Origin of the sequence: Alloyangia mangrovi (genome assembly GCF_002300555.2) — a bacterium.
Lineage (GTDB): Bacteria > Pseudomonadota > Alphaproteobacteria > Rhodobacterales > Rhodobacteraceae > Salipiger > Salipiger mangrovi.
Genome location: NZ_NTHN02000034.1, coordinates 28186 through 55160 on the forward strand (window position 1 = coordinate 28186; position 26975 = coordinate 55160).

25 protein-coding genes and 2 pseudogenes are annotated in these 26975 nt (G+C 67.0%); 9 read left to right on the forward strand and 18 right to left on the reverse strand.

Translation table 11 applies throughout. The features are described from left to right. Positions 1–20: 20 nt before the first annotated feature. From CLG85_RS17350 to CLG85_RS17390, 9 genes are all read right to left on the reverse strand, one after another. Complete coding sequence (locus CLG85_RS17350; RefSeq protein WP_095880897.1) at positions 21–1139, reverse strand: C4-dicarboxylate TRAP transporter substrate-binding protein; 1119 nt, start codon at positions 1137–1139, stop codon at positions 21–23. Positions 1140–1205: 66 nt separating this feature from the next. Beyond that, a complete protein-coding gene (locus CLG85_RS17355) occupies positions 1206–2441 on the reverse strand; it encodes a metal-dependent hydrolase family protein (protein WP_095880898.1) in 1236 nt (411 codons plus the stop codon). Between the two features lie 20 nt (positions 2442–2461). Continuing rightward, positions 2462–2944 carry a GAF domain-containing protein gene (locus tag CLG85_RS17360; RefSeq protein ID WP_095880899.1) on the reverse strand — a complete coding sequence of 161 codons (483 nt, stop codon included), beginning with the start codon at positions 2942–2944 and terminating at the stop codon, positions 2462–2464. Positions 2945–2948: 4 nt separating this feature from the next. Then, positions 2949–4259: a TRAP transporter large permease gene (locus tag CLG85_RS17365; RefSeq protein WP_095880900.1), complete on the reverse strand. Its 1311-nt coding sequence runs from the start codon at positions 4257–4259 to the stop codon at positions 2949–2951. Positions 4260–4282: 23 nt separating this feature from the next. Continuing rightward, positions 4283–4807: a TRAP transporter small permease subunit gene (locus CLG85_RS17370; protein ID WP_095880901.1), complete on the reverse strand. Its 525-nt coding sequence runs from the start codon at positions 4805–4807 to the stop codon at positions 4283–4285. A gap of 71 nt (positions 4808–4878) precedes the next feature. Beyond that, a complete protein-coding gene (locus tag CLG85_RS17375; protein WP_176476480.1) occupies positions 4879–5856 on the reverse strand; it encodes a TRAP transporter substrate-binding protein in 978 nt (325 codons plus the stop codon). A gap of 267 nt (positions 5857–6123) precedes the next feature. Further along, on the reverse strand, positions 6124–6741 hold the full coding sequence (locus tag CLG85_RS17380; RefSeq protein ID WP_176476481.1) for a TetR/AcrR family transcriptional regulator: 618 nt from the start codon (positions 6739–6741) through the stop codon (positions 6124–6126). Positions 6742–7296: 555 nt separating this feature from the next. Continuing rightward, on the reverse strand, positions 7297–8304 hold the full coding sequence (locus CLG85_RS17385; protein ID WP_095880904.1) for an ABC transporter substrate-binding protein: 1008 nt from the start codon (positions 8302–8304) through the stop codon (positions 7297–7299). A 67-nt stretch (positions 8305–8371) separates the two neighbouring features. Beyond that, positions 8372–10492 (reverse strand): TonB-dependent siderophore receptor, encoded by a 2121-nt coding sequence (locus CLG85_RS17390; RefSeq protein WP_095880905.1) that lies wholly within the window; start codon positions 10490–10492, stop codon positions 8372–8374. 239 nt (positions 10493–10731) lie between these two features. On the opposite strand from CLG85_RS17390, the gene CLG85_RS17395 reads away from it, so the two are divergent. Then, positions 10732–11601, forward strand: coding sequence for an alpha/beta hydrolase (locus tag CLG85_RS17395; protein ID WP_095880906.1), 870 nt, complete (start codon positions 10732–10734; stop codon positions 11599–11601). Positions 11602–12008: 407 nt separating this feature from the next. Here CLG85_RS17395 and CLG85_RS17400 read toward each other — a convergent pair whose 3' ends face one another. Genes CLG85_RS17400 through CLG85_RS17415 form a run of 4 tightly spaced genes read right to left on the reverse strand, consistent with a single transcriptional unit; the run spans position 12009 to position 15743 of the window. Continuing rightward, a complete protein-coding gene (locus tag CLG85_RS17400; RefSeq protein WP_095880907.1) occupies positions 12009–12956 on the reverse strand; it encodes an ABC transporter substrate-binding protein in 948 nt (315 codons plus the stop codon). A 30-nt stretch (positions 12957–12986) separates the two neighbouring features. Next, positions 12987–13778, reverse strand: a complete 792-nt coding sequence (locus tag CLG85_RS17405; RefSeq protein WP_095880908.1) for an ABC transporter ATP-binding protein — start codon at positions 13776–13778, stop codon at positions 12987–12989. Positions 13779–13782: 4 nt separating this feature from the next. Next, positions 13783–14613: an ABC transporter permease gene (locus CLG85_RS17410; RefSeq protein ID WP_235865297.1), complete on the reverse strand. Its 831-nt coding sequence runs from the start codon at positions 14611–14613 to the stop codon at positions 13783–13785. Beyond that, on the reverse strand, positions 14604–15743 hold the full coding sequence (locus tag CLG85_RS17415) for an aryl-sulfate sulfotransferase (RefSeq protein WP_217989690.1): 1140 nt from the start codon (positions 15741–15743) through the stop codon (positions 14604–14606). The genes CLG85_RS17410 and CLG85_RS17415 overlap by 10 nt, the downstream gene beginning before the upstream one ends. A gap of 155 nt (positions 15744–15898) precedes the next feature. On the opposite strand from CLG85_RS17415, the pseudogene CLG85_RS27785 reads away from it, so the two are divergent. Together CLG85_RS27785 and CLG85_RS17420 are read left to right on the forward strand one after the other, a co-directional pair. Further along, positions 15899–16060: pseudogene (locus tag CLG85_RS27785) on the forward strand (LacI family DNA-binding transcriptional regulator); the annotation flags it as partial. A 114-nt stretch (positions 16061–16174) separates the two neighbouring features. Next, a complete protein-coding gene (locus tag CLG85_RS17420; protein ID WP_375796935.1) occupies positions 16175–16924 on the forward strand; it encodes a substrate-binding domain-containing protein in 750 nt (249 codons plus the stop codon). A gap of 98 nt (positions 16925–17022) precedes the next feature. Here the strand turns inward: CLG85_RS17420 and CLG85_RS17425 are convergent, their stop codons facing one another. Genes CLG85_RS17425 through CLG85_RS17435 form a run of 3 tightly spaced genes read right to left on the reverse strand, consistent with a single transcriptional unit; the run spans position 17023 to position 19492 of the window. Further along, entirely contained in the window at positions 17023–17823 is an 801-nt protein-coding gene (locus CLG85_RS17425) for a sugar phosphate isomerase/epimerase family protein (protein ID WP_095880910.1), read from the reverse strand. Next, positions 17820–18977, reverse strand: coding sequence for an FAD-dependent oxidoreductase (locus CLG85_RS17430; protein WP_260349737.1), 1158 nt, complete (start codon positions 18975–18977; stop codon positions 17820–17822). The genes CLG85_RS17425 and CLG85_RS17430 overlap by 4 nt, the downstream gene beginning before the upstream one ends. Beyond that, complete coding sequence (locus CLG85_RS17435; protein ID WP_260349738.1) at positions 18974–19492, reverse strand: FAD-dependent oxidoreductase; 519 nt, start codon at positions 19490–19492, stop codon at positions 18974–18976. Before CLG85_RS17435 ends, CLG85_RS17430 begins: the two co-directional genes overlap by 4 nt. Before the next feature lie 115 nt (positions 19493–19607). Here CLG85_RS17435 and CLG85_RS17440 point away from each other — a divergent pair, with 115 nt between their 5' ends. From CLG85_RS17440 to CLG85_RS17465, 6 genes are all read left to right on the forward strand, one after another. Next, complete coding sequence (locus tag CLG85_RS17440) at positions 19608–20528, forward strand: LysR family transcriptional regulator (protein WP_095880911.1); 921 nt, start codon at positions 19608–19610, stop codon at positions 20526–20528. A gap of 124 nt (positions 20529–20652) precedes the next feature. Continuing rightward, positions 20653–21657 (forward strand): tripartite tricarboxylate transporter substrate binding protein, encoded by a 1005-nt coding sequence (locus CLG85_RS17445; RefSeq protein ID WP_095880912.1) that lies wholly within the window; start codon positions 20653–20655, stop codon positions 21655–21657. 112 nt (positions 21658–21769) lie between these two features. Continuing rightward, entirely contained in the window at positions 21770–22333 is a 564-nt protein-coding gene (locus CLG85_RS17450) for a tripartite tricarboxylate transporter TctB family protein (protein ID WP_095880913.1), read from the forward strand. Then, positions 22333–23853 carry a tripartite tricarboxylate transporter permease gene (locus CLG85_RS17455; protein WP_095880914.1) on the forward strand — a complete coding sequence of 507 codons (1521 nt, stop codon included), beginning with the start codon at positions 22333–22335 and terminating at the stop codon, positions 23851–23853. The genes CLG85_RS17450 and CLG85_RS17455 overlap by 1 nt, the downstream gene beginning before the upstream one ends. Further along, positions 23850–24701 (forward strand): shikimate dehydrogenase family protein, encoded by an 852-nt coding sequence (locus CLG85_RS17460; RefSeq protein ID WP_095880915.1) that lies wholly within the window; start codon positions 23850–23852, stop codon positions 24699–24701. The genes CLG85_RS17455 and CLG85_RS17460 overlap by 4 nt, the downstream gene beginning before the upstream one ends. Further along, entirely contained in the window at positions 24698–24910 is a 213-nt protein-coding gene (locus CLG85_RS17465; RefSeq protein ID WP_095880916.1) for an IolE/MocC family protein, read from the forward strand. The genes CLG85_RS17460 and CLG85_RS17465 overlap by 4 nt, the downstream gene beginning before the upstream one ends. 108 nt (positions 24911–25018) lie before the next feature. Here the strand turns inward: CLG85_RS17465 and murJ are convergent, their stop codons facing one another. Continuing rightward, on the reverse strand, positions 25019–26536 hold the full coding sequence (gene murJ, locus CLG85_RS17470; RefSeq protein ID WP_260349740.1) for a murein biosynthesis integral membrane protein MurJ: 1518 nt from the start codon (positions 26534–26536) through the stop codon (positions 25019–25021). Positions 26537–26643: 107 nt separating this feature from the next. Then, positions 26644–26975 (reverse strand): annotated as a pseudogene (locus CLG85_RS17475) (hypothetical protein); the annotation flags it as partial.

Here is a 26975-nt window from a genome sequence, read left to right on the forward strand (position 1 = left end):
AGGGTTTGGATGCGGGGGCGTTACTTGACGCCGTAGCTCGCCGGGTCGATGTCGCCGTAGATCTCGGACATCGCCAGCGCGGTCAGCGCGTCCTCGTCGGAGGTGTCGACCTCGGCCAGCAGCGCGGCCCACTTGTCCATCTTGGCGCGGAAGTCGTCGATCACTGCCTTGGCGTCGGTCAGCCCGTAGGTCTCGGCCGCCTTGTCGTAGACGCCTTCGAGCGTCTTGGCGCGGAACGCCTCGACCGAGGCGGCGATGTCGGCCCCGGGCTCGTAGACGTTGCCGCCCTTGTCCTTGGCGGTCTCGAGGGCGGCTTCGGCCTGCGCGGTGTAGTTGAGGATCATCCGCGCCATGGAGCGGGCCGAGGCCTGCATGAACACGCTGCGCTGCTCGGCGGTCAGGCCGGACCAGAATCCGGGGTTGAAGCCCCAGTTCGGGCCGGACCAGTACATTCCGGTGGGCAGCAGGGTGGTGTGCTCGGCCACTTCCAGAAGCGAACGGTCCACCAGATCGTTGGCCGCGTTGGTGGCGCAGTCCAGCGTGCCGCGCTCGATCCCGGTGTACATCTCGGACGAGGGCACGTTGACCGGGATGCCCCCGGCGGCCTCGACCCAGGCCGAGACGGCGGAGCCCGCGGTGCGGATGCGCTTGCCCTTCAGCTCGGCGAGGGTACGCACAGGCTCGGCGCACATCAGGATGTAGGGCGGCGTCGCGTAGGCGCCGAGGTAGACGATGCCTTGCTCCTCCCATTCGGCCAGCTGCGCGGCGTTGTGCATCGAGAAATCGGTCACCGCGAAGATCGCCACGAGCGGGTCGGAGTAGTTGAAGCCAAGCTCCTGCACCGCGTTGGCCACCGGCAGATCCGAGGGTGTGTAGATGGCGGCGTGGTGGCCGACCTGCACCACGTTGTCGCGGATGCCCTGCATCGAGGCACGCGGGGCCAGCAGCACGGTGCCGGTGAACACCTGCGGGGCAAGATCGCCGCCGGAGAGGTCCTTCACCATCTCGGCCCATTCGGTGTAGCCGTATTTGGCCAGCGGATGCTGCGCGTCATAGAAGGTGTTGGCGATGAAATCGGTCGCCAGCGCAGGACTTGCAAGCACGCCGGCGAGCAGCGTGGTGGTCAGGAAGGTCTTCATGTCTCTCTCCGGGTTGGTCGGCGGGCGGTTCGGGCCGCCCGCACTTGGGGAAGTCTTTGCAGGGGGTTAGAGGCTTGCCGCCTTCTTGATTGCGCGGCCGCCCTGCATGATCAGCGGCATATGCGCGCCTTGACCGGTCAGCAGGTCGAGGTTTTCAAGCGGGTTGCCCTCGACCGCGATGATGTCGGCATGGGCGCCCGGGGCGATCACGCCGACCTCGCCTTCCATGCGCAGAACCTTGGCCGCGTCCACGGTGGCGGAGCGGATCACCGCGTCGGCGGGGATGTAGCGCCCGCGCAGCGGGAATTCGCCCGACTGCTCGGTCTGCATGCCGCCCAGCAGGTCCGAGCCGTAGCCCATGGTCACACCCGCCTCGTGCAGCTTCACCACGCGCTCGAGCCCCGCCTCGCGCACGTCGGCGACCTTGGCCACCGACTCCGGCGGCAGGCCGAACTCGGCGCCCTTGCGGGCCAGCAGGTCGTAGGTGATGTTGGTCGGCACCACGAAGGCCCCCTCGCGGGCGACGCGCTTGATGGTTTCGTCACCGATCAGGTTGCCGTGCTCGATGCAGGTGATGCCGCAGTCCAGCGCCCGCACGATGGCTTCGTCGGCATAGAGGTGCGCGGCGACATAGGTGCCAAAGCCATTCGCGACCTCGACGAGGGCGGTGAGCTCGTCGACCGAGTAGACGAGGTAGCCGATCGGGTCCGAAGGCGAGGAGACGCCGCCGTCCGCCATCACCTTGAGGAACTGGGCACCGCCCTTCAGCTCTTCGCGTGCGGCGCGCAGAAGCTCGGGCTTGCCGTCGCAGATCCGCCCCAAGGTGCCGAGCGCCTGCGCATACCAGCCGACGTCGCGGTTGTCATAGGGGCCGCGGTAGTCGGTGTGGCCGCCGGTCTGGCTCAGCGCCTTGCCGCAGATCACCAGCCGGGGCGCTGTGAAGTGGCCCTCTTCCACCGCCAGTTGCAGCCCGCGATCGGCCCCGCCGAGGTCGCGCACGGTGGTGAAGCCGCGCAGGATCATGTTCTTCATCAGCGTCGCGGCCCGCGCCGCCACCAGCGAGGAGGGCAGCGAGGCATTGAGGCCGAGGTTCGCGGTCGAGGCGATGGTGTGCACGTGGCAGTCGATCAGGCCGGGCATCACGGTCAGCCCGTTGAGGTCGAGCTCTTCCTCGGCGGTGAAGGCGACGGAGGCGCCGACCTCGCGGATGCGGCCGTCCTCGATGGCGATCTGCATCGGCTCAGTGGGCTCGGGCGAGGTGCCGTCGACGATGCGGGCGTTCTTGATCAGCAGGGAGGTCATCTTGGTCGTCCTTTCGGGTGTCAGATCAGCGCCGGCGCGAGGGTCTGCGCGATGAGGGTCATGTCCGCCATGTCGTCGGGGCTGTAGGCGTCGCGCGCATCGTTCAGCGACAGCACGCCGACGCAGCGCCCGGCCCAGAGCACCGGGGCGCAGGCGCAGGCCTCGCAGCCCTTCGACAGGATCAGCTCGGCGTCGGGAAAGGCCCAGCGGACGTCTTCGGCGGAATTGCCCAGCCAGGCTTCGCCAGCGTCGAGCACCACCTTGCCCCAGTCGGTCAGCCCCATCGGCTTCAGCGCCCCGGTCGGGTAGTCCTTCTCCGAGCTGTGCATCCGCATGACGTTGCCGGTGCCCGGCAGGTTCCGCAGCACGGTCAGGAAGCGGAAGCCGAAGCGTTGGCGGCACGTCTCCTCGACGGCGCGGAAGAGCGTGTGGGGCTGGTTGAGCTGCGCCTGCGCGCGCAGCAGCGGCGCGAGATCGAGCGCGCGGGTAGCGGGGGAGGTCATTGTCTTATCCGTAGAAGAAGTTCGGGAGCCAGAGCGCGATGCCGGGGAAGACGGCCAGCAGCGCGACCCCCACCAGCATCAGCACGAAGAAGGGCAGCGCGGCGCGGGCGACGTAGCTGATCGAGCGGCCCGAGATGCCCTGCAGCACGAAGAGGTTGAAGCCGACGGGCGGTGTGACCTGCGCCATCTCGACCATCAGCACGAGGTAGACGCCGAACCAGATCGGATCGAAGCCCGCCTGCAGCGCCAGCGGCAGCGAGATCGGCAGGCTCATCACCACGATCGAGGTGCCATCGAGGAAGAAGCCGAGCCCGAGGTAGAAGAGCGAGAGCACCACCAGCAGCCCCCAGGGCGGCAGGTTGAGCGAGGCGATGCCGTCGGCCACGTCCGCCGGGATGTGCAGGTAGCCGATGGCGGTCGACATGAAGGCGGCGGTGATCAGGATCGAGCACACCATGGTCGAGGTCCGCAGCGCCCCCATCAGCGTGTCGCGCAGAAGGGTCAGCGACAGCTGGCGGGTCACGGCGGCGATGGCGATGGCGGCGATGACGCCCACGGCTGCGGCCTCGGAGGGGGTGGCGATGCCGGTGTAGATCGAGCCGAGCACGATGGTCATCAGCACCACCAGCGGCGCGAGATCCCAGAGCGCGCGCAGGAAGTCCATTGCGCTGCGGCGCTCGCGCGTGGCCGGCACCAGGCCGGGGTCCAGCTTCGCCCGCAGCATGATGTAGCCCGAGTAGAGCGCGGTGATCATCAGCCCCGGCAGGACGCCGGCAGCAAAGAGGCGCGAGATCGACTGCTCGGCAAGGATGCCGTAGACGATCATCACGATGGACGGCGGGATGAGTAGTCCAAGGCTACCCGCGCCCGCCAGCGAACCCAGCGACAGCCGGTCGTCATAGCCGCGCTGGCCCAGCTCGCGCGTGGTGATCCGGCCGACGGTGGCGGTGGTGGCGGGCGACGAGCCCGAGACCGCGGCGAAGAGCGTGCAGCCCAGCACGTTGGTGTGCAGCAGCCGGCCGGGGATATAGTCGACGAAGGGCGACAGGCCGCGGAACAGCCGGGTCGAGATGTCGGTGCGGAAGATGATCTCTCCCATCCAGATGAACATCGGGATGGCCGAGAGCTCCCAGCTCGTGGAATAGCGGTAGATGATGCCCGCGGCGATCGAGCCGATCCGCGAGAGATCCATCCCGTGCAGGAAGAACAGCGCCGAGGTGGCAACCAGCGCCAGCGAGATGAAGACCCAGGCCCCGAGGCCGAGGAACAACAAAAGGAAGGCCAGCGTCGCGGCCGCGGTCAGGAGCGTGTCCATGTGTTCTCTCCGGGTGGGGCGGCTTATTCGACCGGGGTTGCGAGCGGCGTGCTGGGGGCGGGCGACGGGTGGCCGGTGATGTGACGCAACCCATGCGACAGCGCGGCAAGTGCAAAGAGCCCGAGCCCGAGCATGAGCGCGCCCTCGGGGATCCAGGTCGGCACCGCGGCGACGGACGAGGACACGGTGCCCCGCGACCAGGCGCGCGCAACGCGGATCCAGAACATCCAGGCCAGCCCGGCCGAGAGCGCGCAGGCCACCAGCGCGGCCCCGGCGGTCATCAGCTGCTGCGCGCGCGGTGGCAGGCGGTCGAGCACGAGGCCGACGCGGATCAGGTCACCATGTTCGAGCACGTAGCCGAGCGACCAGATCACGCAGATGCTGATCGCGTAGCCGACGAATTCGTCGAGTACGAAGGTCGAAGTGGCGAAGAAGCTGCGCAGGATGATCTCATAGGCGATGTGGCCCACCATGTAGACCAGCGCACATGCGGCGATCACGGCGGCCAGTCGCGACAGGGCGAAAACGCCTGAATAGAAGCGGGTCATGCGAAGCTCCGGGGAAAGCGAAAGAAATGCGCGGGCGGCAACCGGGGCCACCCGCGCCAGTCGGGGAGAAATCAGCGGCTTTGATACGCGTTCATGATGGACTGTGCGCGCTCGCCGGTGTCCGCGATCCACTCGTCGATGAAGGGCTGCGCCGCCTCGGTCAGCGCCTGCGAGAACTCGGCGGGGATTTCCTCGGTCACCGTCATGCCGTTCTCGCGCATCGTGTCGAAATCCTTGGCTGTGGCTTCCATCAGCAGGCCCCAGCCGAAGTCCTCGGCGTCTTCGGCGGCTTCCTTCACGGCGGCCCGCTGCTCTTCGCTCAGGTCGTCCCAGGCGTCGAGGTTGAGGTGGATCGCCTGCAGCGACGAGGCGTAGTTGACGTTGGTGAAGTTCGACTGCAGCTCCCACATCTGCACGCCGACGCCGCCATTGGGCGAGGTCAGCACGGCGTCGATGGCGTTGGTCGAGAGCTGCGCCGGAACATCGGCCCAGGAGATCTGGATCGGGAAGGCACCGGCGTTCTTGATGGTCTCGGTCGAGGCGACGTCATAGGTCCGCACCTTCACGCCCTCGAGGTCGGCAAGCGAGGTGAAGGCCTTGTTGCCCCAAAGGCCGGACGACGGCCAGGGGGTCGCCAGAAGCAGCATCTGGTTGTTGTCCTCGAGCACCTTCTCGTATTCGGGCTTTGCCAGCTCGTAGAGGTCGTGCACGTCGGCCGAGGTCGGCGCGAGGAAGGGCAGCGACGAGAGCTGGAAGATCGGGTCGATGCCGGTCCAGAACACGAAGGCCGAAGAGGCCGCCTGCAGCGCGCCATCACCCACCGCGTCGAAATGGTCGACGCTCTTGTAGCCGAGCGCCGCGCCGTGGTGGACGGTCACCTCGATGTCGCCGCCGGTCTTTTCGGCCACGGCCTTGGCGAAGAAGTCGGCGGTCTGCCCTTGCAGCGAGCCGGCGGGGTATTCGCTCGACAGATCCCAGGTGGCGGCCAGGGCAGGCGCGGCTGCAAGGCCGATGCCCGCGACGGTGACAAGAAGCGTCTTGATGGTCATGTGGTCTTCCCTGTTGCGGCCCGTGCGAGCGGGCGGACGTTCCAGACTGTTCGCGGCTCGGAGTGTTGCCATTTACGGACAGAACTGTTCGCATCATTCAGTCAGACCTGTTCGTAAATCAACCTCTGGCATGCCAAAAATTGCGTCTTGAGCAAAAAAATTTTGCCAGAAAACGCGGCGACCATCGCAAGTCATTGAAATAACTTGGTTCGAATAGTGGTGAATTTACGAGCAGTTTTTGTCCGGATGTTTGTCCGGAGCTGCCGATCAGGCCTTGCGGGCGATGCGCTTCCACAGGTCGATCAGGTTCCGTGCGGTCTGCGGATCGGAATCGAAGCTCTGGTGCATGGCGATTCCGCGCAGCACGGAAAGGTGTAGCTGCACCTTCAGATCCGCCTCGGCGTCATCCACGTCGCCGCCGACCAGCCTCACGGTGATCCGGTCGCGTGCGCGGATCCAGGTGACGAGGATGTCGCGCAGCGCGTGACCTAGCTCGTTGTCCTGTCGCGCCGCCAGCATCAGTTCCATGGCCGCGATGTAGCGACCGTCGGCGAAGATGTTGCTCCAAAGCGCATCGATCAGCTCGTCCACGGACAACTGGACCGTCTCGGGGTCAAGGCCGAAGGGGTAGCCGTCGCGCCACTCGGCGACCAGCTTCTCGAAGGCGGCGACCAGCATGTCGTTGCGCGTTGGAAACTGATGCGTCAGCGCCCCGCGCGACACCTGCGCCTTCTGGGCGATCAGCGTTGTCGAGATTTGCTCGTAGCCAACATCCATGAGCGCCTGCAGCGTCGCTTCGCAAACCTTGTTGCGGGTCTCCTGCGATCGCTCCGCCTGGGTCCGCCGGGGGCGTTCGGCACGCGGAGATGGGGCCTCGACGCTCATGCTTTGTCCAATGCTCATGTAGTTACGAACTGGTCTACCTGTTTTTGATAGCGTTGCAAACGCCGAGGGCAAAACTGCTGCCCGTGGTGACAGATTTGATGGATTTGACGGCGGTACATCCGTGCAGGTGCCGGCAGGGCAACCAGCTCATGCGCTGAGCGCTTTCGGGGCGGCCTGTTGATCTCCACCCGGAACCGACCGGGACTTGCATGGAGAAGTGACCCGTCTAGGATCATGTTGAGGATGATGGCCGAAAGATGGTGCAAGATCGCCGACCTCCGGAGAGGTTCAAGGCTGGTCGGGCCGCCACGCCCGGTAATCGACCCATTGAGCTTCCGACTGTCGCCCGCAGATCGCAATGGCCATGCCAGCCGCGTCTCGATCGGTGACATCGGGAAGCTGTTCACGGTCGGGCGTCAGCACGTGCGGATATCCGTGGTCATCCGGGGATGGGGCAGGTCTTGCCTACCTCACCCTCTCCGTGCGGACGCAGGTAGGAGTCTCCGAATAAGCACCCCTCCTGCACGCAAGGCTGTGAGGGTATCTGGCGTACGCCTATTGGTACAGTCCGGCCGCTCTTGCGGTTGGCACGACGGTCTTGGGGTTCCCGTCCAAGGCGGCGGCGATCTCGGGTTCGAGGTGATCGAGCGCGTAGGGCATCGACAGAACGCTGCCGAACGAAAGGGCCCCGGCCAAGAGCTGGTTGCAGAAGACTTCGCGCCCTTCGACATAGGCTTGGAGGGTCCGGCGCATGGCGAGTTGCGCGATGTCGCCGGCGCGTTCGTCCGAGGAAATCCAGACCAGCAGATCGGCGTCGATGGGGGACAGGTCCTCTGGCGAGAGCGTGGTGTAGAACCCATCGATCGCCTGCATCGCGCTCAGACGTTCCGGCGCACGGAATCCGAGCTCCGCGAGGAATTGCGCGCGCGTGTCGCCGCCCATGAAGGCACCGGTCTGGCCGCCGTCATGCCATGCGCAGACCGCGCTGCGACCCTGCCAGTCGGGATGCGCCTCGCGGAAGGCGGTGAACCGGCCGCGGACCTCGGTGATCAGCCTTTCCGCCCTGTCCTCCGTGCCGGTGGCGCGGGCGATACGGCGCAGCTCCACGTCCCAGGGGCTGCCGTAGGTGGAATAGGCCGGGTCCTGCATGAGAACGGGCGCGATCCGTGACAGCAGCGCGTATTCCGCCCCGGAGATGCCCGACCCGCTGGCGACGATCAGATCCGGTGCGAGGCTGGCGACCGTCTCGATCGAAACCTCGCCGGTCATTACCGTCGGTTGCGCCGTACCCAGCAACTCCTGCGCCCAGGGCCAGACGCCATAGGGATAATCGCCGTACCAGTAACGGATGCCGACGGGTACGACGCCAAGCGCAAGCAGCGCGTCCTGGGTGTTGTAGCCGAGGGAAACAACGCGTTTTGCCGGGGCAGGCAGCACGGTCTCGCCATAGGAATTCTCGAGCCGCAGCTCGGAGCCCGCGGCAGAGAGCGAAGGCGCGGCGAGCAGGCAGCTGCTCGTGGAGAGAAAGCGGCGTCGGGACAGGACCGCGCGGGTGCTGGTCATGGGGACTCCTATCGATCCTTGGGGTGAGCCGGGCCGCCCAACGTTCAGGGCCGCCCGGCGTCATCGCTCACCAGCTGTATTTCAGCGTCGCGGTCACCGTGCGGCCGTCGCCGTAGTAATCGGTGCCGTAATAGGTGGTGGTTACATAGTCCTCGTCGAAGAGGTTGCTGACATTCAGGTTCAGCGCGACATCCTCGGTCAGCGCGTAACCGACAGAGGCATCGACAAGGGTGTAGGCGTCGTTCTCGACGGTGTTGGCATCGTCGCCCCAGGTGCTGCCGACGTAGCGGATGCCGGCCCCGAGGTCGATGTCGCCGCGTGCGCCGGCACCCGGGATGGTGTAATCCGCCCAGATCGAGGCGAGATGCTCGGGCGTACGGGCAGGGCGGTTGCCCTCGTTGCCAACGATCCCGTCCTCGCGGATCTCTGCATCCCAGTAGGAATACGAGGCGAGCAGGCCGAAGCGTTCGGTGACGTCCAGCTTGGCCTCGAGCTCGAGCCCGCGCACGCCGATCTCGCCGATTTGCCGGTACTCGGTCGGGCTCACGGCGGTCGACACGTTGGTCTGGGTCAGGTCGAAGAGCGCAGCGGTAAAGAGCGCATTGGTGCCCTCGGGCCGATACTTCACGCCAACCTCGTACTGGGTCCCCTCGGTCGGCTCACTGCCAAGGCCCCAGATATCCTGCGAGAAGCTCTCGGAGTAGTTGCCGTAGACCGCCAGTTCAGGCGTGACCTTGTAGGTCAGGCCGAAGCGACCGGAGACGTGGTCGTAGCTTTCCTTGGTGGTCGTCCCGGCGAGATGGTTCTCGACGTCGAAATCGATCCAGTCCTTGCGCAGCCCGGCAGTGGCGATCCACTGGCCCCAGGTCAGCTCTTCCTGCAGGTAGAGCGCCTTGTTGGTCTGCTCCGGCGTCCAGTCGTAATAGGGGACGAGCGAGATCGTGCAGGCGCTGTCGCAATAGTCGGGATCGTTTACGTCGATGCCGTCGACCGTGCCGTAGAAGTCGTCCTCGTCGACGGTGATGTGGCTGTACTCGACCCCGAGCAGCGTCCGGCTCTGCGCGCCGCCCAGCAGGGTCTCGTACTGGAGCGAGGTGTCCATCGCGAATTGCTCACTGTCGCTGTAGACGGCGAAGGCCGATCGCGCGGCGTCTGGATCGGTGGGGCTGGCGCCGTAGACCTGCTCGTAGTCAAGATCGAAGAGGCTGTAGCGCGCGTTGGACCGCAGGCTGAGCCCGCCCCCGAAGTCATGGCTGAACTGCAGCGCCACGCTGCGCTCGACCGAGTTCATCTCGTTGAACTCAGGATCGCCGAGGAAGGTGTCTCGGTCGATACCGTAGCCCGAGGGGATGCCGTTGCCCGGCACGCCATCGCGCTTGTTGTACTCGGCAAGGAAGGTGAGCGTGGTGGCTTCTGTGGGACGCCAGGTCAGACCGCCTTGCAGGTAGGTGCGGTCGTCGTTGGACTCGTCGTAGGAATACTCGCTGTCCTGCCACTTGCCGGTGAGCCGGTAGGCCAGGGTGCTGTCCTTGGTGAGCCGGTCGCCAAAGTCGAAGCCAAGCTCAGAGTGATCCGCGCCAAGGGTGCTGTAGACCTCGCCGAAGCGGTAGCTCTTGGGCGTCTTGGAAACAGCGTTGACCAGACCGCCCGGCGCGCTGAGCCCGAAGAGCGAGGAGTTGGCGCCCTTCAGAACCTCGACCCGCTCCATCCCGTAGGGCTCGCGCCGCGCGTAGGTCCAGCCGGCACCGCGCTGGGGCAACCCGTCTCGGTAGAGCAGGCCGAGCGCCGTCAGGTCGAAACCACGGATGCGGAAGCCGTCGTAGCGGTCGTCCCCGCCCCACTCGTTCACCGACACACCCGCCGTGTAGCCGATCACCTGCTCGAGGTTCTGCGCGCCGCGCTTGGCGATCTCTGCCGCGGTGACCACCGAGACCGAGGCCGGCGTGTCGAGGATGTCGGTGGTCGTCTTGGTGCTTGCCGTGGTCTGCTGCGCAACCGTGGTCGTCGCGTCGTCATCGCCTACGCCAAGCTGGATCGGGCGCAGCTCCACGGGGGCGTCGCTGTCCTGTGCGACGGCGGCCATCGGCAGCATCAGCGCGGTGCTGGCCAGCAGGAGCAGCCGGGGAGTCTTGGAGGCAAAAGCACGGAGCGCGCCCGCGCGGGCGTGGTCGGGGAAGGGGGGAGTCATCCAGCGGTTCCTGTAGGTCTTGAGTATACGGTCGGGCTGGCTGAGGAACGGTCTCCGGCAAGTTTTTGCGCAGGGAGGGCCTTGGCGTGGCTATTTCTTAGTATATTACTAAGTTAAATACCGGAGGGGAAGGGCTTTCCGGCGGAAAAGGAAGGGAAATTTGTCCGGATGCCTCCGAAACGCATTCAAGGCAGCTTGCTCGTGAAGCGGTGCGGGCGTGTCGCCGGTGGCGCATCACGATGACCAGCACGGCGATTGCCGAAGGACCCGCCCTGATCGGCGGGACGCGCTGGTACGATCTGCAGGACAGCGTAACCGGGGCATTGCGACGGGTCTTCCTCTGGATTCCGCCGGGCGAGGCTCCGAAAACGGGCTGGCCTGCACTCACGATGACCGATGGCAACGCGGTCATCGCGACGGCGGTCGATGCGATGCGCGCCCAATCGGCCTATCCGTCGGGAACGAACCTCGGGGCGGGGGTGCTCATCGCGGTGGGCTATCCCACCGACGAGGCTTTCGACCCGCTTCGGCGGAGCTGGGATCTCGGTCCCCCGCCGGGCGCAAGCTATCCGCCGTTCTGGCCGGGCACGCCCGAGGTCAGAACCGGCGGCGGCGCGGAAATGGCACGGTTTCTCCTTGAGGACCTGCGCGACTTCGTCGCCACGAAGGTGCGACTCGACCCGGCACGCCACGGCCTGTTCGGCCACTCCTTCGGCGGGCTCTTTGCCCTTTGGCTGATGTTCGCGCGCCCCGACGCCTTTAGCCACTGGATCGCGGCGAGCCCTTCGATCACCTGGGAAGACCGTTTCCTTTTACGCCACCTCGAGACCTTTGCGCCCGAGGGACGACGGCTGAGCGTCCACCTCTCGGCAGGCGAATGGGAAGGCTCCCGGCTCGCGCCTTTCCAGCTCGGCGCGGACGGCGCCGAGGAACGTCGCGAAAGGGCGCTCCGGCAGCGCACGCTCGAGGCGACCAGAGAGATGCGTGAGGCACTGGCGCGGTTTCCCGAGATCACGGTGCATTTCGAGGAATACGCGGGTGAAACCCACATGTCGGTGCTCCCCGTGGCAGTGAACCGCGCCCTGCACGCCGTCTTCGCGCTGCGCTGAGGCCCCGCGAGGCTTCTGTGCCGGGACGCGGAGAATTCAGGACCTTGTTTGGGCGGCTTGCGTGCTTGCCACGCGCGGTGCCCCAAGCGATGGCCTCCTGTTGTCTCCTCGATCCACCGACGCACTCTCGGTGTGGGCGCAAGGGGCCTCCGTTCCGTGAGATGGAACGCTCACCCGGTTCGTAGAGGCCTTCCGCCAAGATGGCTTCCGGGGTCATGCGATGGCGCTCCTGCGAAGAGCATGCAGCGGAAGACAAGATACGCATCGCACGTGGAGGGGTGACGAGCCGAAGAGAGCCTGCCGATACGCTGCGCCGGGGTGCCACACGCGGGCTGCGCGCAGGGACTCGCAATCGCTCCGTGGGCGATGTCCGGGACCGTCCATCGGTCGATCCCGGAACCTGGACGTCACTTCCGCGCGGCGTCCAGCGCGGCAGGGGCGAAATAGGTGGCGAGCGCCTCGTCGGAGAGCGGCTCGGCCTTGATCACGCCCTGCCCGAGGATCCAGTCGGCCTCGGAGCGGATCAGCTCGGCAAGGCCTTCGTCCAGCGTCAGGCCGATGTCGACGTCCTGCCACATGGCGGCCAGCGCCTCGGTCGAGATCGCGCCCTGCATCGAGGCCGAAACCGCCGCCATCGCCGCCGCGGGATCGGCGGCCACATCGGCATCGGCCTTGGCCAGCGCGCCCATGAAGGCCGCAAGCGAGTCCGACTTCTCTCCGGTCATCTCGGGCGTGGCGGCGAGGATGTAATGCACCGCGTAACCCGGCGCGCGCAGCTCGAGGTAGTTCTCGCCCAGCGTGTCCTTCGCCGCGCCGTAGAAGGTCGGGAAGGGCACAATGGCATCGACGTCGCCGCGCACCACGGCGGGCACCAGATCCGGCGGCGCGGCCGAGACGATCTCGGCCTCGACGCCCGCGCCTTCGAGCGCCTTGTCGAGGAAGTAGTGCACGTTGGTGCCGATGGTGGTGCCGATGCGGCGTCCGGCAAGATCGGCAGGGCTGTTCAGCTGGCCCGCCCCGGCATTGCCGATCACCCGCGAGCCGGTGAAGCGGGCAAGATCGCCGACGATGGCGAATTCCTGTCCCATGAGCGCGCCGGTGGCGGCCGGGAACTCGGCCATGAAGACCACGTCCACCTGTCCGCCAAGCAGCGCCTCGAAACCCGCCCGGCCGGAGTTGAAGGGCACCAGTTCGACCTCGAGCCCGGCGTCGGTGAAATAGCCTTTCTCGAGCGCCACGTCGACCTGCGGGGTCTGCGGGTTGGGGCTCCAGCCGAAGACGAGCTTCTCGGCCATGGCAAGGCTCGGCGTCAGCGCCAGCGCGGTGCCGAGCGCCAGTCTGGTCAATGCGTTCATTGTGTCTCTCTCCTGTTGGGGTCGTTGAGGTCAGTGCACTTCGGCCAGCGCCTTCTGCGGGCGCAGCAGACCGAGGATTTCTTCGCGGATGTCGAGCAGCTCCGAGCCCGAGCGGCTGAAGGCGCGGGGGCGGGGCTGGCTCAGCGGATAGTGGCGGATCAGCCGGCCCGGCGCGTGGCTCATCACCCGCACGTCGTCGGCCAGCAGCAGCGCCTCGTCGACGTCATGGGTGACAAAGAGCACCGTGGCGCGGTGGCGTTCCCAGACCTTGAGCAAGAGCTCGTGCATGCCGATCCGGGTCTGCGCGTCCAGCGCTCCGAAGGGCTCGTCCATCAGCAGAACCTTGGGCTCGCAGGCGAGGGTCCGTGCGATGGCCACCCGCTGCTTCATCCCGCCCGAGAGTTCCTGCGGGAACTTCCCGGCGTGCTGGTCAAGCCCGACCTCGGACAGCGCCGCGCGGGCGCGGTCCATCTCCTCGGCCTTGGGCAGGCCGAAGCGGCGCAACGCGAAGCGCACGTTTCCAAGCGCGGTGAACCACGGGAAGAGCGCGTATTGCTGGAAGATCACGCCGACCTTTTCGGAGGGGCCGCGCACGGCGCTGCCGTCGATGGTGATCGCGCCCGAGGACGGCTCGACGAAGCCACCGATGGCGTTCATCAGCGTGGACTTGCCGCAGCCCGAGGGCCCGATCAGCGCGGTGAAGGTGCCCGGGAGCAGCCGCAGCGTGGTGGTGTCCAGCGCGGTGACCGGTCCCTGCTTGCCCTTGAAGGTGATGGCGACGTCGTTGATCCGCACGTCGCCGTGGAGTTGCTTGCTGTCCATGATCCTACCCCTGCTGCCAGTGGACGATCCGGCGGCCGATGAGGTGCACGATCAGATCGACCGAGGCCCCCAGCGCGCCGAGGATGATGAGAAGCGAGAACATCCGGTCCGTGCGGATGTACTGCCGCGCCTCCTGCAGCCGGTAGCCGAGGCCCGAGGAGGCCCCCGAAAGCTCGGCGGCGACGAGGCTCAGGAAGGCCAGCGCCACCCCCAGCCGCAGCCCGGCGAAGATGTAGGGCGCGGCGGCGGGGATCACCACGGTGAGGAACTCGCGCCGGCGCGAGGCGCCGAGGCTGCGCGAGGCCCGCAGGTAGATGTCGGGCACGTATTCCATGCCGTGATGGGTGTTGAACCAGACCGCGAGGAAGACGGTGTAGGAGATGACGAAATACTTCGAGCCCTCGCCGATGCCGAACCAGACGATGGCCACGGGCACCAGCGCGATCGCCGGGATCGGCCGCAGCAGCGACAGGAACGGCCCGAGCAGCGTGCGCACCAGCGGCACGCGTCCGGTCAGCAGCCCCAGCGCCACGCCAAGCGAGGCGCCCATGGTAAAGCCGATCGCGGCGCGGCTGCACGACACCGCGAGGTCCTTGGGCAGCGAGCCGTTCTGCCACATCTCTACCGTTGCCGACCAGACCGACCAGGGGGCGGGAAAGATCGCCTCGGGCACCAGCTTCAACGCGCCCACGGCGGCCCAGATCGCCAGCACGAAGAGGAAGGACAGCATCGGCTTGCCCATATCGGCGCTCGTGGCCAGCGTGCGGGCGGCGATCCGCGCGGGGCCGCGACGCGTCCGGGCGCGGCGGGTGTCCCTCAGGTCTGTCACAGCCACGACACCTGCTCCGGCTCGTAACGGTGCGCCCGGAAGCAGGAATTGTGCGCGCCGAGGATGAACTTGGACAGCGGGGCGGGGTATTCGGCGAAATCGGGGATCACGTATTCCCAGACCGTCTGGCCCTCGGGGGTCACCTCGAAGAGCCGGCCGAAGGCGCTCTCGCAGATGAGGGTGTTGCCGTTCCACAGCCGCTGGCAGCCCCCCATGTAGGGCGAGAAGAACGAGGGCGGCATCGGGTCGGTGTAGGACCAGACGGTCGCGCCGGTCTTCGGGTCGAACTCCAGCGCGCGCGAGAAGGGCGAGGTCGAGCCCTGCCGCAGGTTGCCGTTGTCGAAGCAGAGGATGCTGCCGCCCTCCATCTCGACCGGCGTGTGCTGCTGCGCCACCACGTCCGGCCCCACGTGCCAGACCACATTGCCGCTGGCGCGGTCGACGGCGATGACGCCCGAGGTTGTGCGCAGGCTCATCAGCACGAGACCGTCCTTGGTCACCGAGAGCCCGTTGATCATCGGCCAGTGGCGGCGGTCGAAGATGGCATGGATCGGGAAATCTGCCGGATCGAGGTGATCCCAGATGCGCCATTCCCAGACCGTCTCGCCGTTGCGGTTCACCTCGCGCACGATGTCGGACTGGATCACCCCGTCGGCACCGTCCTTGCGGGGATCGCCTCCCTGCACCCTAGCTGCCTTGTCGGCGGGCAGGGGCGCGGCGACGGTGTAGAGCAGGTTGCCGTTCGCCAGCCATTGGGCGTCGTGATGGTGGAAGATGTCCTCGTGGTGCCAGACGACCTCGCCCTCGGGGGTGGCCTCGTAGAAATCACCGCCGTGCCAGAGGTCCCAGGCGGGGTAGAGCGCCGCCGAGGTGGCATGGCTGCCGTTGTAGCCGAGGTTGCCGTTCGGCAGGATCACCGCGTCTCGCCCGGCGCGCACCGGCATCTGCCAGCGGTGGGCGAGGGTGCCGTCGATATCCACCAAGTCGACGCGACCCTCTGCTGTCTGCCCGGCAAAGAGCGTGTAGCCCCCGGCGCTCTTGGCGGGGTCGTGGGCGGTCAGCCCGGTGCGGCGGCGGCGCAGGGTCACCTGCTCGACCGGCTTGGATTCGGGGCGGGTCATCACGTGGGCAGTCATCTGGTCCTCCGTTCCGTTAAAACGTTTTAACACTTCTTCTCACTTGCTGGGGTGCAGTTAAAACGTTTTAATGGTCACAGGGGCGAAAAAAGCCGATGCGGCAGGGCAGCGCGCCGAAATTTTGTGCAGCCGAGGCCGGAACGAGGTGGGCAGAGATGAGCGGACAGGTCAAAACAGGGCAGAAGCGCGCCACGGTGGTGGATGTGGCGCGACTCGCCGGGGTCTCTCCGGGGACCGTGTCGAACGCCCTCAGCGGCAAGCGGCGGGTGGATGAAGAGACCCGGGCGCGGATCGACAGTGCGGTGCGCGAGCTGGGCTACGTGCCGAACATGGCAGCGCGGGGCATGCGGACCGGCCGGGCGAACACGATCGCGCTCTTTTCCTCGATGGCAACGGCGGTGGCGGCTGGCCCCTCGAAGCTCGGCTTCCTGATGGAGATCGCCGGCTCTGCGGCGCTGACCGCGCTCTCGCGCAACGTGGCACTGGTGCTGGTGCCGCCGATCCGCGACCCCGAGGCGGCGCTACGCAACGTGCCCTTCGACGGGGCTTTGCTCGTCGAGCCGACGCGCGACGATCCGTTCCTTGCCCTGCTTGCCGCGCGCGACGTCCCGACAGTGGCGATCGGAGAGGCGCATGGGGCCGTCTCGGCGCATGTCGATCTGAATTACGCGCAGACGGCGGACCTGCTGATCGATCACCTGTTGAACGTTGGGTCGCGCAACTTCCCCTTGCTGATCGGGACCGGCGCCCGGCGCTACTACGAGGTGTTCGAGGCCCGCTACCGGCAGCGCGCGGCGCAGGTGGGCATGACGCCCGCGGTGCTGCGGATCGACGAGGCGGAGGGCGAGGCCGGCGCAGCCCGCAGCGTAGCGCGCCACTTGGCAGCGCATCCTGAGACCGATGGCCTGCTGGTGCCGCTGGACGCCCAGGCCACCGGCGCGATGGAGGCGCTGCGCCAGGCCGGTCTGAGCGTCCCGGGCGAGGTCCGCGTGGCGACACGCTATGACGGTCTACGCGCGCGCGCCGAAACACCCGCCCTGACCGCCGTGGACCTGCAGCTAGACACCGTCGCCGCCACTGCGACGAACGCGTTGCTCGATCTTGTCGAAGGCATGGAATGCCGCGCCCATTTCGCAAGTCCGCTCCCAAGGCTTGTGGTTCGTGGATCGACCGAGGGGTGAACTTGCGCTCTTGCTGCGACAGCAGCGGAAACGGGGCAGCGCGGTGCGCGGGCGGCGCGATTCTGCGCGGATGTCGAGTGCGGGCAGCGCTTTCCGGTCTAGACCCGGTCCAGCGTGGCTTGTGCGGCGCCATGGATGCGCCGCAGCCGGTCCCTGTGGGTCTCGTCGCCGCGCAGCGGGCCGGGAATTTCGAGGCCCAGCGGGATATCCCGGGGCAGGCTACGCAGCAGATTGGTCAGATCGATCTCGCCCTCGCCCGGCGGCAGGCGTTCGCGCCGGGCAGTCTCGAGCAAGTCTTTGGTGGAATAGGCCGGACGCACCGGGGCGTCGCACAGATGTGCAAAGGGCAGGCGGTCCGCAGGGAGTGCCGCCAGCTGTGCGATCTTGGAGCCGGATCGGTCGAAGTGCAGGCTGTCGACGAGGATGCCGGGCAGCGGGCCGGCGGCCTCGACCACTTGCCGGCAGGTCGCGAGGTCGGGCACCGGGGTCCAGGGAAAAAACTCCAGCACCGCGCGCAGGCCGCGGTCATCCGCGGCCTCGGCAAGCGCCGCCAGCCTGCCTGCCAGCCGCGACAGGTCGCTGTCGTAGGGGGCGGCGATGACGTGGCGGGCAGCAAGCTCGGCGCCGGTGTCGAGCGTCGGGAGCACCTCGGCCAGCCGGAACTCCGGCGTCAGGCGCAGGAACTCGATGTCGGCGACCTCGATGCCGGTGTCGCGCAGCGCGCTCCGGGTCTCGCGCAGCTCGGTGCGGTCCGAGAGCGGATAGCCGGGGCTGTCGGGGGTGACTTGCATGAGCCGCAGGCCGACCCCGTCAAACCCGGCTTCCGCCGCCGCCCGGATCAGTGCTGCCGGTGCGAGATCGATGGCCGTCAGATGCGCGACGCTCAGCTTGCGGCTCATGCGCTGAGCTCCGCCGCGTCGCGCCCGGCGATGAAACCGAAGGTCATCGCCGGGCCGAGGTTGATGCCGCCCGCCGGGTAGTGCCCGCCGAAGACGCTGGCCATATCGGTGCCGACGGCCCAGAGGCCGGGGATCGGCGCACCCTCGGTGTCCAGCACCTGCGCCCGCCCGTTCGCGGCGAGGCCGGAGAAGGTGCCGAAGCTGCCCGGCACCACCTCGACTGCGAAAAAGGGCGCGCGGCTGATGGCAGCGACGCAGGGGTTCGGCTGCTGCTCGGGGTCACCCTGCAGCCGCATGTAGGGCGTGGTGCCGCGGTGAAAGAGCGGATCCTCGCCCCGCGCCGCGCCGCGGTTCCACTCGGCGACCGTGGCCTCGAGCCCCGCCGGGTCGATGCCGCAGGCCCGCGCCAGCTCTGCCAGATCGCGTCCGGTCTTGAGATAGCCGCGGCGCACCCAGTGCCGCCAAGGCAGTGGTTGCGGGCGCACGATGCCCAAGCCGAAGCGGCGCAGGAAGCGAAAGTCGCAGACCAGCCAGGAACGCGCGGGCTGGTCTTCGGGCGCGGCGCCGAGCAGCGCGTCGACGTAGTCGTGATACCCCAGCCCCTCGTTGCAGAAGCGCTTTCCGTTCGCCAGAACGCCGATCACGCCGGGCTTCCCGCGCTCGATGATATGCGGGAACGTCCCGCGCGTGCCATCGGGCCAGGGCACAACCGAAACCGGGCAAAGCGCCGCCGCCCGGGCCAGGTCGCGGCGCATCTGCGCGCCGATGGCCCGCGCCATGGCGATGCCGTCGCCGCGTGCCTCGGGAATGGCGAGCGTCTGATGCTCGGCATTTCTCGGAAAGGTCTCGGCCCGCAGCACGGCGTCATGCGGATAGCCACCGGTGGCAAGCACCACGCCGACCCGGCAGCGCAGCAGCGTGCCGTCAGCAAGTGTGACCCCGGTGATCCGCCCGTTGTCCTTCTGCAATGCGCGCACCGCGCATCCGGGGCGCAGCTCGACCCCGAGGTCGAGTGCCGAGCGCAGCAGCCTGGCGACAAGTGCATTGCCGTTGCGCAGGTCCATGCCGCGCCGATGCAGGGCCAGATCGCGGAGATGGCGCATGACGCGGCGCGTCGCATGAAGAAAGGCGCGCGGCGAACGGGTCATGGTCATGAAGGCGCGCAGGTCGGCCCGGCCTGGATCGTCATTCCCAGGAAGGTTGTCTCGCGCGTGGGCAGCCGCAGCAGCTCGATGGCCTCGCCCAGCTTGCGGCCGTCAAACGGTTTGGCGATGACCGAGCGCCCGCCGGTGCCTGCGCCGGGTAGCTGGCCATAGGTGTCGGGAATGGCAGTGCCGGCTTCGAATTCGAGCGCGGTCAGGGACTCGAAGAACCCGACCATCTCGGGCGCAGCGGCAAGGAAGGCATCGACCCGCTCGGGTTCGAAACGGTTGCCGAGCAGCGCCTGGAGATAGCGCCGGGGCGCCTCCGCGGGCTCGGTGATGCCGGTACGGCGGACGACGGGATTGCGCGGCGCCCAGATCCAGCCTCCGGACCAGGCGGTGGTGCCACCCAGAACCTCGGCCTTTTCCAGGACGGTGACGGAAAGCCCCTTCGCGGCGGCGGTCACGGCGGCGGAAAGACCGCCTGCGCCCGAGCCGACGACGACAAGGTCCACGCTTCGCGTCATTGCTTCCCCCTTGGATGCCTCCCGTACCTGCTGCCTGCTTACTGTGGGATGTGGTATTAACGTCAATGACATTTTCTGCGATGATGATAACACCATGTTACTGAGGGAGGTGCCCATGCGTGAAATCACGCTGCGTCAGATCGAGGTTATCCGGGCGGTCATGCTGCGGGGCACGATCGCGGGGGCGGCCGAGCTTCTGGGGGTGTCGGCGCCGGGAATCTCGCGGCTTGTCAAACACACCGAGGAGGCGCTGGGGCTGCGACTGTTCGAGCGCCGGGCCGGCCTCTTCGTGCCCTCGGTCGAGGCTGGGCGGATCTTCGACCAGGTGCGCGAGGTCTACAAGGGGGTCGAAAACCTGCAGAGCGCGATCGACTCGCTGCAGAAGGGCGAAGAGGTGCAACTGGCTTTTGCTTCTGCTCCCTCGGTGGCGCAGTTCATCGCGGCGCGGGCAATATCCTCGATCCGGGCGCGCTATCCCGATCTCTACATCGATCTCAATATCCTGAAGATCGAGGAGACCACGGATTACCTTCTGCTGGAGCGGGGCGAGTTCGTGATCATGAGCTCGCCCGTCTACAACCCGGGGATCCACAGCGAAAATATCGCGCATGGGCGCGTTGTCGCGATCCTGCCCGAGGGCCATCCGCTGGCCGAGAAGACCGTGGTGTCGGTACAGGACCTGGCCAGGGAGCCACTGGTCGGCATCGACCCGGCGGACCCCTATGGCCGGATCGTCTCGCGGCCGTTCCGCGAGGCCGGGATCGAGCTGCGCCACTCCATGCGGGGGCGCTTTGCACAGACCATCGTGAGCCTGGTGCGTCACGGGCTCGGCGTGGCGGTGATCGACGAGTTTTCCGTTGCGGAAGTCTATCTGCCGGGCGTGGTGCGCAAGCCCATCCTGGAAGAGACCTCGATCGACATCTATGCCGTGACCAAGAAGGATCGCGTGCTGTCGAACTTCGCCGAATTCAGCATCCAGCAGTTCCGCCGGGAGTTGAACGAGGCTGGCAAGAAGTGGGCAGGTCAAGACGGCTGAAGTAACTTAATGTTATTCAGAACGTGAAATTGGTATTTGACGTTATGCATCCCCCTGGCGCATGAATTTGGGCGACGGACGCGGGGAGGACCGTGTCCGAGCGCTTTCCACGGGAGGAAAAATCATGAAGCGTATTGTACTTGGTGCCGCCTCGGCATTGGTTCTTGCCGCGGCCGCTGCTTCGGCTCAGGACTACCCCACCAAAGAAATCCAAGGGATCATCCAATGGGGAGCCGGCGGCTCCACCGATACCGTGATGCGCTCTGTCACCCCGCATGCCGAGGAGGCCCTGGGCGGCACGGTCGTCATGCAGAACGTGACCGGCGGCGTCGGCGCGATCGCGCTGAACCAGGTGGCCGGGCAGGCAGCTGACGGCTACACGCTGCTGATGGGCGCGGAAAACCCGCTGCTCTACAAGGTGATGGGCCTCGGCGACAAGGATTACTCGGATTTCACCCCGATCAACATCCTGGCGCGCGGCACGCCGATCCTCGTGGCCAACCCCGATGCGCCCTTCGACGATTACGAAGGCATGATGGCCTATATCAAGGAGAACCCGGGTGAGCTTCGGCTGGGCGCGACCGGGCCGGGCGGCCTGCCGTCGGTCGTGACGGCGATGATCAACACCGTCGAGGGCGAGATGGACGTGATCTCGGTTCCCTACGATGGCGACGGGCCGGCGCTGACCGCGCTGCAGGGTGGCGCGATCGACGTGATGCCCGCGGTTCTGGGCGCCGCGATCGAGGGGATCCGCGCGGGCAACATCAAGCCGCTCGCGGTCTTCGATGTCGCCGCCAACGACAAGCTGCCCGAGGTTCCGGCGGTCACCTCGTTCAACGAGGGCTACAACACCTACCTGCCCTGGGGTCCGTTCTTCGGTGTCTTCGTCAAGAAGGGCACGCCCGATGACGTGGTGGCCAAGCTCACCGAGGCCTATGCCGCAGGCGCCGAAACCGCGGACTTCCAGGAGCTGATGGACAACCGCGGTTTCACCATGATGTCGATCTCCGGTGCCGAGGCCGAGGACTTCCTGGCCAAGTGGCAGCAGGGCACCACCTGGCTGCTGCAGGACGCAGGCCTGACCAAGAGCTCGCCGGAAGATTTCGGCATCGCCCGTCCGGGCAACTGATCCGAAGATCCGGCGCCCGCGCCCAAGGATCGAGCTGGCGCCGCGCTTCCGCATGAGAAGGGCGGCGCCTTTTTCTACCGCGTCCCGCGACGCACTGAGGGAGGGGAGGTCCATGTCCCGAATTGAAACGGAACACCACGACGGCACGTCTGACGCGACGCCGGGCGGCTACGAGGGGCAGAGACGTCCCGGAGAGCTGGTTTTCGGAGCGGTCATGGTTATCGCAAGCCTCGTGTTGCTGTGGAACGCCTATGGCATCTCCGGCTTCGAGGCGCTGTCGGCGCCGGGGTCGGTGCCCATGGCGACGACCGCCGTCATGGCCGTCACCGCGCTGGTCATCTTCCTGCGTGACCTGCGCCTGCCGCGTGTCGCCGGCGAGACGGTGGCAAAGGACATCCTGCCGGGTCCCGTGCTGGTCATCGCGCTGATGCTGGTGGCCTACGGCGTCCTGCTCAAGCCGCTCGGCTTCCTTCCGACCTCGGCGCTGTTCCTGATCGCGGCGTTGAAGATGCTGGCGCGTCGCGGCTGGCTCTGGACCATCGGCGTGTCGCTGGGCAGCCTGCTGCTCATCTGGATCATCTTCCGCATCGTCTTCACCGTGTTGATGCCCGCCGGCATCGTCCCCGAAGCCGAAGCGATCCAGGCCTTCCGCAACCTCTTTGCCGGAGGCAAGTGATGGACGCCTTTCTCGCATTCCTGACAGTCTTCACCCAGCCCGAACTGCTGCTGCTCGTGGGTGTGGGCACCTTCGCCGGGGTCTATGTCGGCGCGATCCCGGGGCTTTCGGTGACCATGGCGGTCTCGATCCTCATCTCCTTCACCTTCTCGTGGGATGTCTACCCGGCCATCTCGCTGATGATCGGCATCTTCATGGGCGGGGTCTACGGCGGCTCGCGCACGGCGATCCTGCTCAACATCCCCGGTGCGCCCTCGGCCATCGCGACGGCGCTCGACGGCTATCCCATGGCGCAGCGCGGCGAGGCGGGCACGGCGATCGGCATCACCACGGTCATGTCTTTCTTCGGCGGTTTCATCGGCATCGCCGTGCTGGCGCTCGCCGCGCCGCTGGTGTCGGACTTCGCGCTGAAGTTCCAGCCGCGCGACTACATGCTGCTGGCGGTGCTCGGCATCCTGCTGGTCGGCTCGCTGTCGTCGGGCAGCCTGGTGAAGGGCATCTTCGCCGGTGCGCTCGGCATCGCCATCGGCGCGGTGGGGCGTGACCCTCTTACCTTCACCGAGCGTTTCACCTTCGATCTTTCGATCATGCAGGGCGGTATCAGCTTCATCGCGGTGATGATCGGCATGTTCGGTGTCTCCGAGGCGCTGATGCAGTTGCACCACGTCGACAAGACCGCGGTGCGCCAGAAGATCAGCCGCATCGTTCCCTCGTTCAGCACGATCCGCAAGCACCTGCCGCTGTCGCTGCAGACCTCGACCATCGGGGTGATCATCGGCGCGCTTCCGGGCACCGGCGGCGACATCGCGGCACTGATGGCCTATGACCACGCCAAGCGCGTGACCAAGAAGCCCCAATATCCCTTCGGCAAGGGGGCGATCGAGGGGCTCGTCGCCCCCGAGACCGCCAACAACGCCGCCGTTGGCGGGGCGTTCATCCCGATGATGACGCTGGGCATTCCCGGCGACGCGGTCACCGCGATCATGATCGGCGCGCTGTTCATCCACGGGCTCAACCCCGGGCCGATGCTGATGATCGACCAGCCCGACATGTTCTGGTTCATCGTCGGCGCGCTGGTCACCGCCAACTTCTTCATGCTGCTCTTCGGCCTGACGGGCATCAAGCTCTTCACCAAGATCGTCGAGATGCCGCGGGCCGTGCTGATCCCGCTGATCATGCTGCTGTCGATCGTCGGCGCTTACGCGGTGAACAACTCGATCACCGACGTCTACTGGATGCTCGGCTTCGGCTTCTTCGGCTACTTCATGCGCCACTACGGCTATCCGCTGGGGCCGGTGATCCTCGGGGTGATCCTGTCGCGGCTGCTCGATGACAACTGGCGGCGCGCGATCATCTCGGAGCGCGAGGATCTCGGACGGTTCTTCCATGGCATCGTCACCAGCCCGCTGTCGCTGGTGCTCTTCATCGCGGTCATCCTGATCTTCGTCTCGCAGACGCCGCTCTGGACCCGTGCAAAAGGCAAGCTGCTCGGCGATCCGGCAGAAAAGGTGAAGCAATGACCACGCTCAAAACCCTCAAGCTCGGGCTCATCGGCGACAATATCGCGCGCTCGCGCTCGCCCCTGCTGCACCGGCTCGCCGGTGAGCAGAGCGGCGTCGAGGTGACCTACGACCGGCTGGTGCCCAGGGACAGGGGGCAAAGCTTCGACGAGATCTTCGAAGGTTGCGAAGGGCTTGGGTTCCGCGGGATCAACGTGACCTACCCCTACAAGGAGATCGCCGCCGGCAAGGTCGAGGTCGATGACCCGCTGGTCCGCGCCGTGGGCGCGGTGAACACGGTGATCTTCGGCGGTGCCCGCCCGAAGGGGTTCAACACCGACTATTCCGGTTTCATGTCGGCCTATCGCCGGGTGATGGGCGAGACGCCCACCGGAACCGTGCTGATGATCGGCGCCGGCGGTGTCGGCCGCGCGGTGGCCTTCGGGCTCGCGGGCCTCGGGACTCGCAAACTGCGCCTCGTCGACCGCGATCCTGCCAAGGCCGAAGCGCTGGCCGAGGCGCTGAAGTCGGTCGCGCCGGACATGGAGATCAGCATCTGGCTCAGCGCCGAGAAGGCCGCCGAGGGCTGCAGCGGGGTGATCAACTGCACGCCCGTCGGCATGGTCGGCTACGAGGGGACGCCGCTGGCAGCCGAGGTCCTGCAGGGCGCGGTCTGGGCCTTTGACGCGGTCTACACGCCGGTGGAGACGCAGTTCCTGCAGGCTGCCGGGGCCGCCGGGCTGAAGGTGATTTCCGGCTGGGAGCTCTATTTCTACCAGGGCGTCCACGCCTGGTCGCTGTTCTCGGGTCTCGGCCTCGATGACGTGGCCCTGCGCAAGTCGCTTGTCGATATGGGAGATGCCGAATGAAGACCTGCATCGCGACGGTTTCGATCTCGGGAACCCTCTCCGAGAAGCTCGAGGCGATTTCCGCCGCCGGCTTCGACGGGATCGAGATTTTCGAACAGGATTTCATCACCGACAGCGGCAGCGCGCGCGACGTGGGCAACCGCATCCGTAAGCAGGGGCTGGCATCGCTCTCGGCGCATCCGCCGTCGACTGGCCACCACCGGACCTAGGGCGCTGACCCGCTTTGGCTGTCGGCACCGGTGCTGCGATGCCGACTTGCCCGAGCGCTCGCCTTCTGGACTGGAACAAACGCGGGATCATGCGATGCCTGTCGCGGCTTAGCCGTCACGTCGGCCCAGGCCGCCAAGTAACCAGTAGCTGCCGAGGTAGCTGCAGCCGCCTGACAGGATGACAGCGCAAAGCGCGGCGTACCGGAGACCTTCCGCCTGCAACGCGCCGTCAAGAAAATGGAGCGCGCCCGCCACCACACCGCTCATGATCGCCGAGGACAGCAGCATCCGCGGCAGGCGGCGGCGCAGCCGGGTGTCCAGCTGTGCGGCGGCACCAAAGGTGCGCGTGCCGCGCCAGAGTTGCAGCGTCATGATCCAGCCCGCGACCGTAGTGCCGACCGCTGCGGCGGAGAACCCCATGACCGGCGCGAGGCCAAGCGCCACCGCGGCGTTCACCAGCATCGACCACAGTGCGAAGCGGAAGGGGCTGCGGGTGTCCTCGCGGGCGAAATAGAGCGGCTGGAGAACCTTCTGCAGCACGAAGGCGGGCAGTCCCGCGCCGTAGATCGCCAGCGCGAGCGCGGTCGGGCCGACGTCGGACTGCAGAAAGGCGCCGCGTCGGAACAGCACCGAGATCAGCGGCTCTGCCATGAGGATCAGCGCGGCCGCGGCCGGCAACGTCAGCACCAGCGCAAGTTCGGTCGCGCGGTTGAAGGCATGCCGGCTGCCGGGGGTGTCCCCTGACTTTTGGCGCCGAGAGATCTCGGGCAGCAGCACGATGCCGATGGCGATGCCAACGACTCCCAAGGGCAGTTGATAGAGCCGGTCGGCGTTGGTCAGCCAGGCGATGCCATGCTCGAAGAACGAACCGACCTGCCGCCCGACCAGAAGATTCACCTGCACCACGCCCCCGGCCAGCACCGCCGGGGCGGCGACGGCGAGCAACCTGCGCATGTCGGGGCTCAGCCGGGGGCGGCGCAGGCGCAGCGCAAAGCCCATGCGCCGGGCCGCCCACCAGACCATGCAAAGCTGCACCAGCCCCGACACCGGTGTCGACCAGGCCATCGCCAGCCCCATGTCCCAGCCGAGCCGGTCCGCCGCCAGCATCGCGGCGATCAGCACGAGGTTCATCAGCACCGGCGCGGCGGCGGCGGCAACGAAGCGGCCGCCCGCGTTCAGCAGCCCCGAGAGCAGGGCTGTGAGCGACATGAACAGGATGTAGGGAAAGCAGATGCGCCCGTAGACCACTGCAAGGCCGAACCTTTCATCACCGAGAAAGCCGCTGGCCTGCAGCGCCACCAGCCAGGGCATCGCCAGATGCGCCAGCAGCGAGACCGTCAGCACCACGGCAAAGAGACCGGAAAACGCCTCTTCGGCAAAGCCGCGCGGGTTGTCGCCGCCCTCGAGACGCCGCGCGAACATCGGCACGAAGGCGGTGTTGAATGCGCCCTCGGCAAAGAACCGGCGGAACATGTTGGGCAGGCTGAAGGCGACGAGATAGGCCTGCGCCACCGGCCCGGTTCCGAGATAGGCGGCGATCATCAGATCGCGCAGGAAGCCGACGAGGCGGCTGGCGAGGGTCCAACTTCCGACCGACAGGATACCTCGGAGGAGCGGGCTTCTCATCGGGCGCGCGAGACGGGGCGAGGGGCAGGCATGGGGCCTCATGGGGATCGTCTTCGATGCGCGGTCCCGAAGGCAGGGGTGCCCCCGGGCCGCGCCGTTCGCTTGTGCTATCGTGGCGCCGTCGCGCTGTCGAGGATCGTGCGGCCTGGCGAAGGTGCAATATCCGCCAAGGGGTCGACGAACCTCCGGACGAAATCGGTGGCGGGCTGGTTGCGGATCTCGGCGGGGGCGCCGATCTGCTCGATCCGGCCCATCGACATGACCGCGACCCGGTCGGCAAGGGTCAGCGCCTCGTCCTGATCGTGGGTGACGAAGACCGTGGTAAGCCCGGTGGCATCGTGGATCTCGCGCAGACCCGTGCGCAGCTCGCGCCGAACCCGCGCATCGAGCGCACCGAAGGGCTCGTCGAGCAGCAGCATGCGCGGCTCGGTGGCCAGCG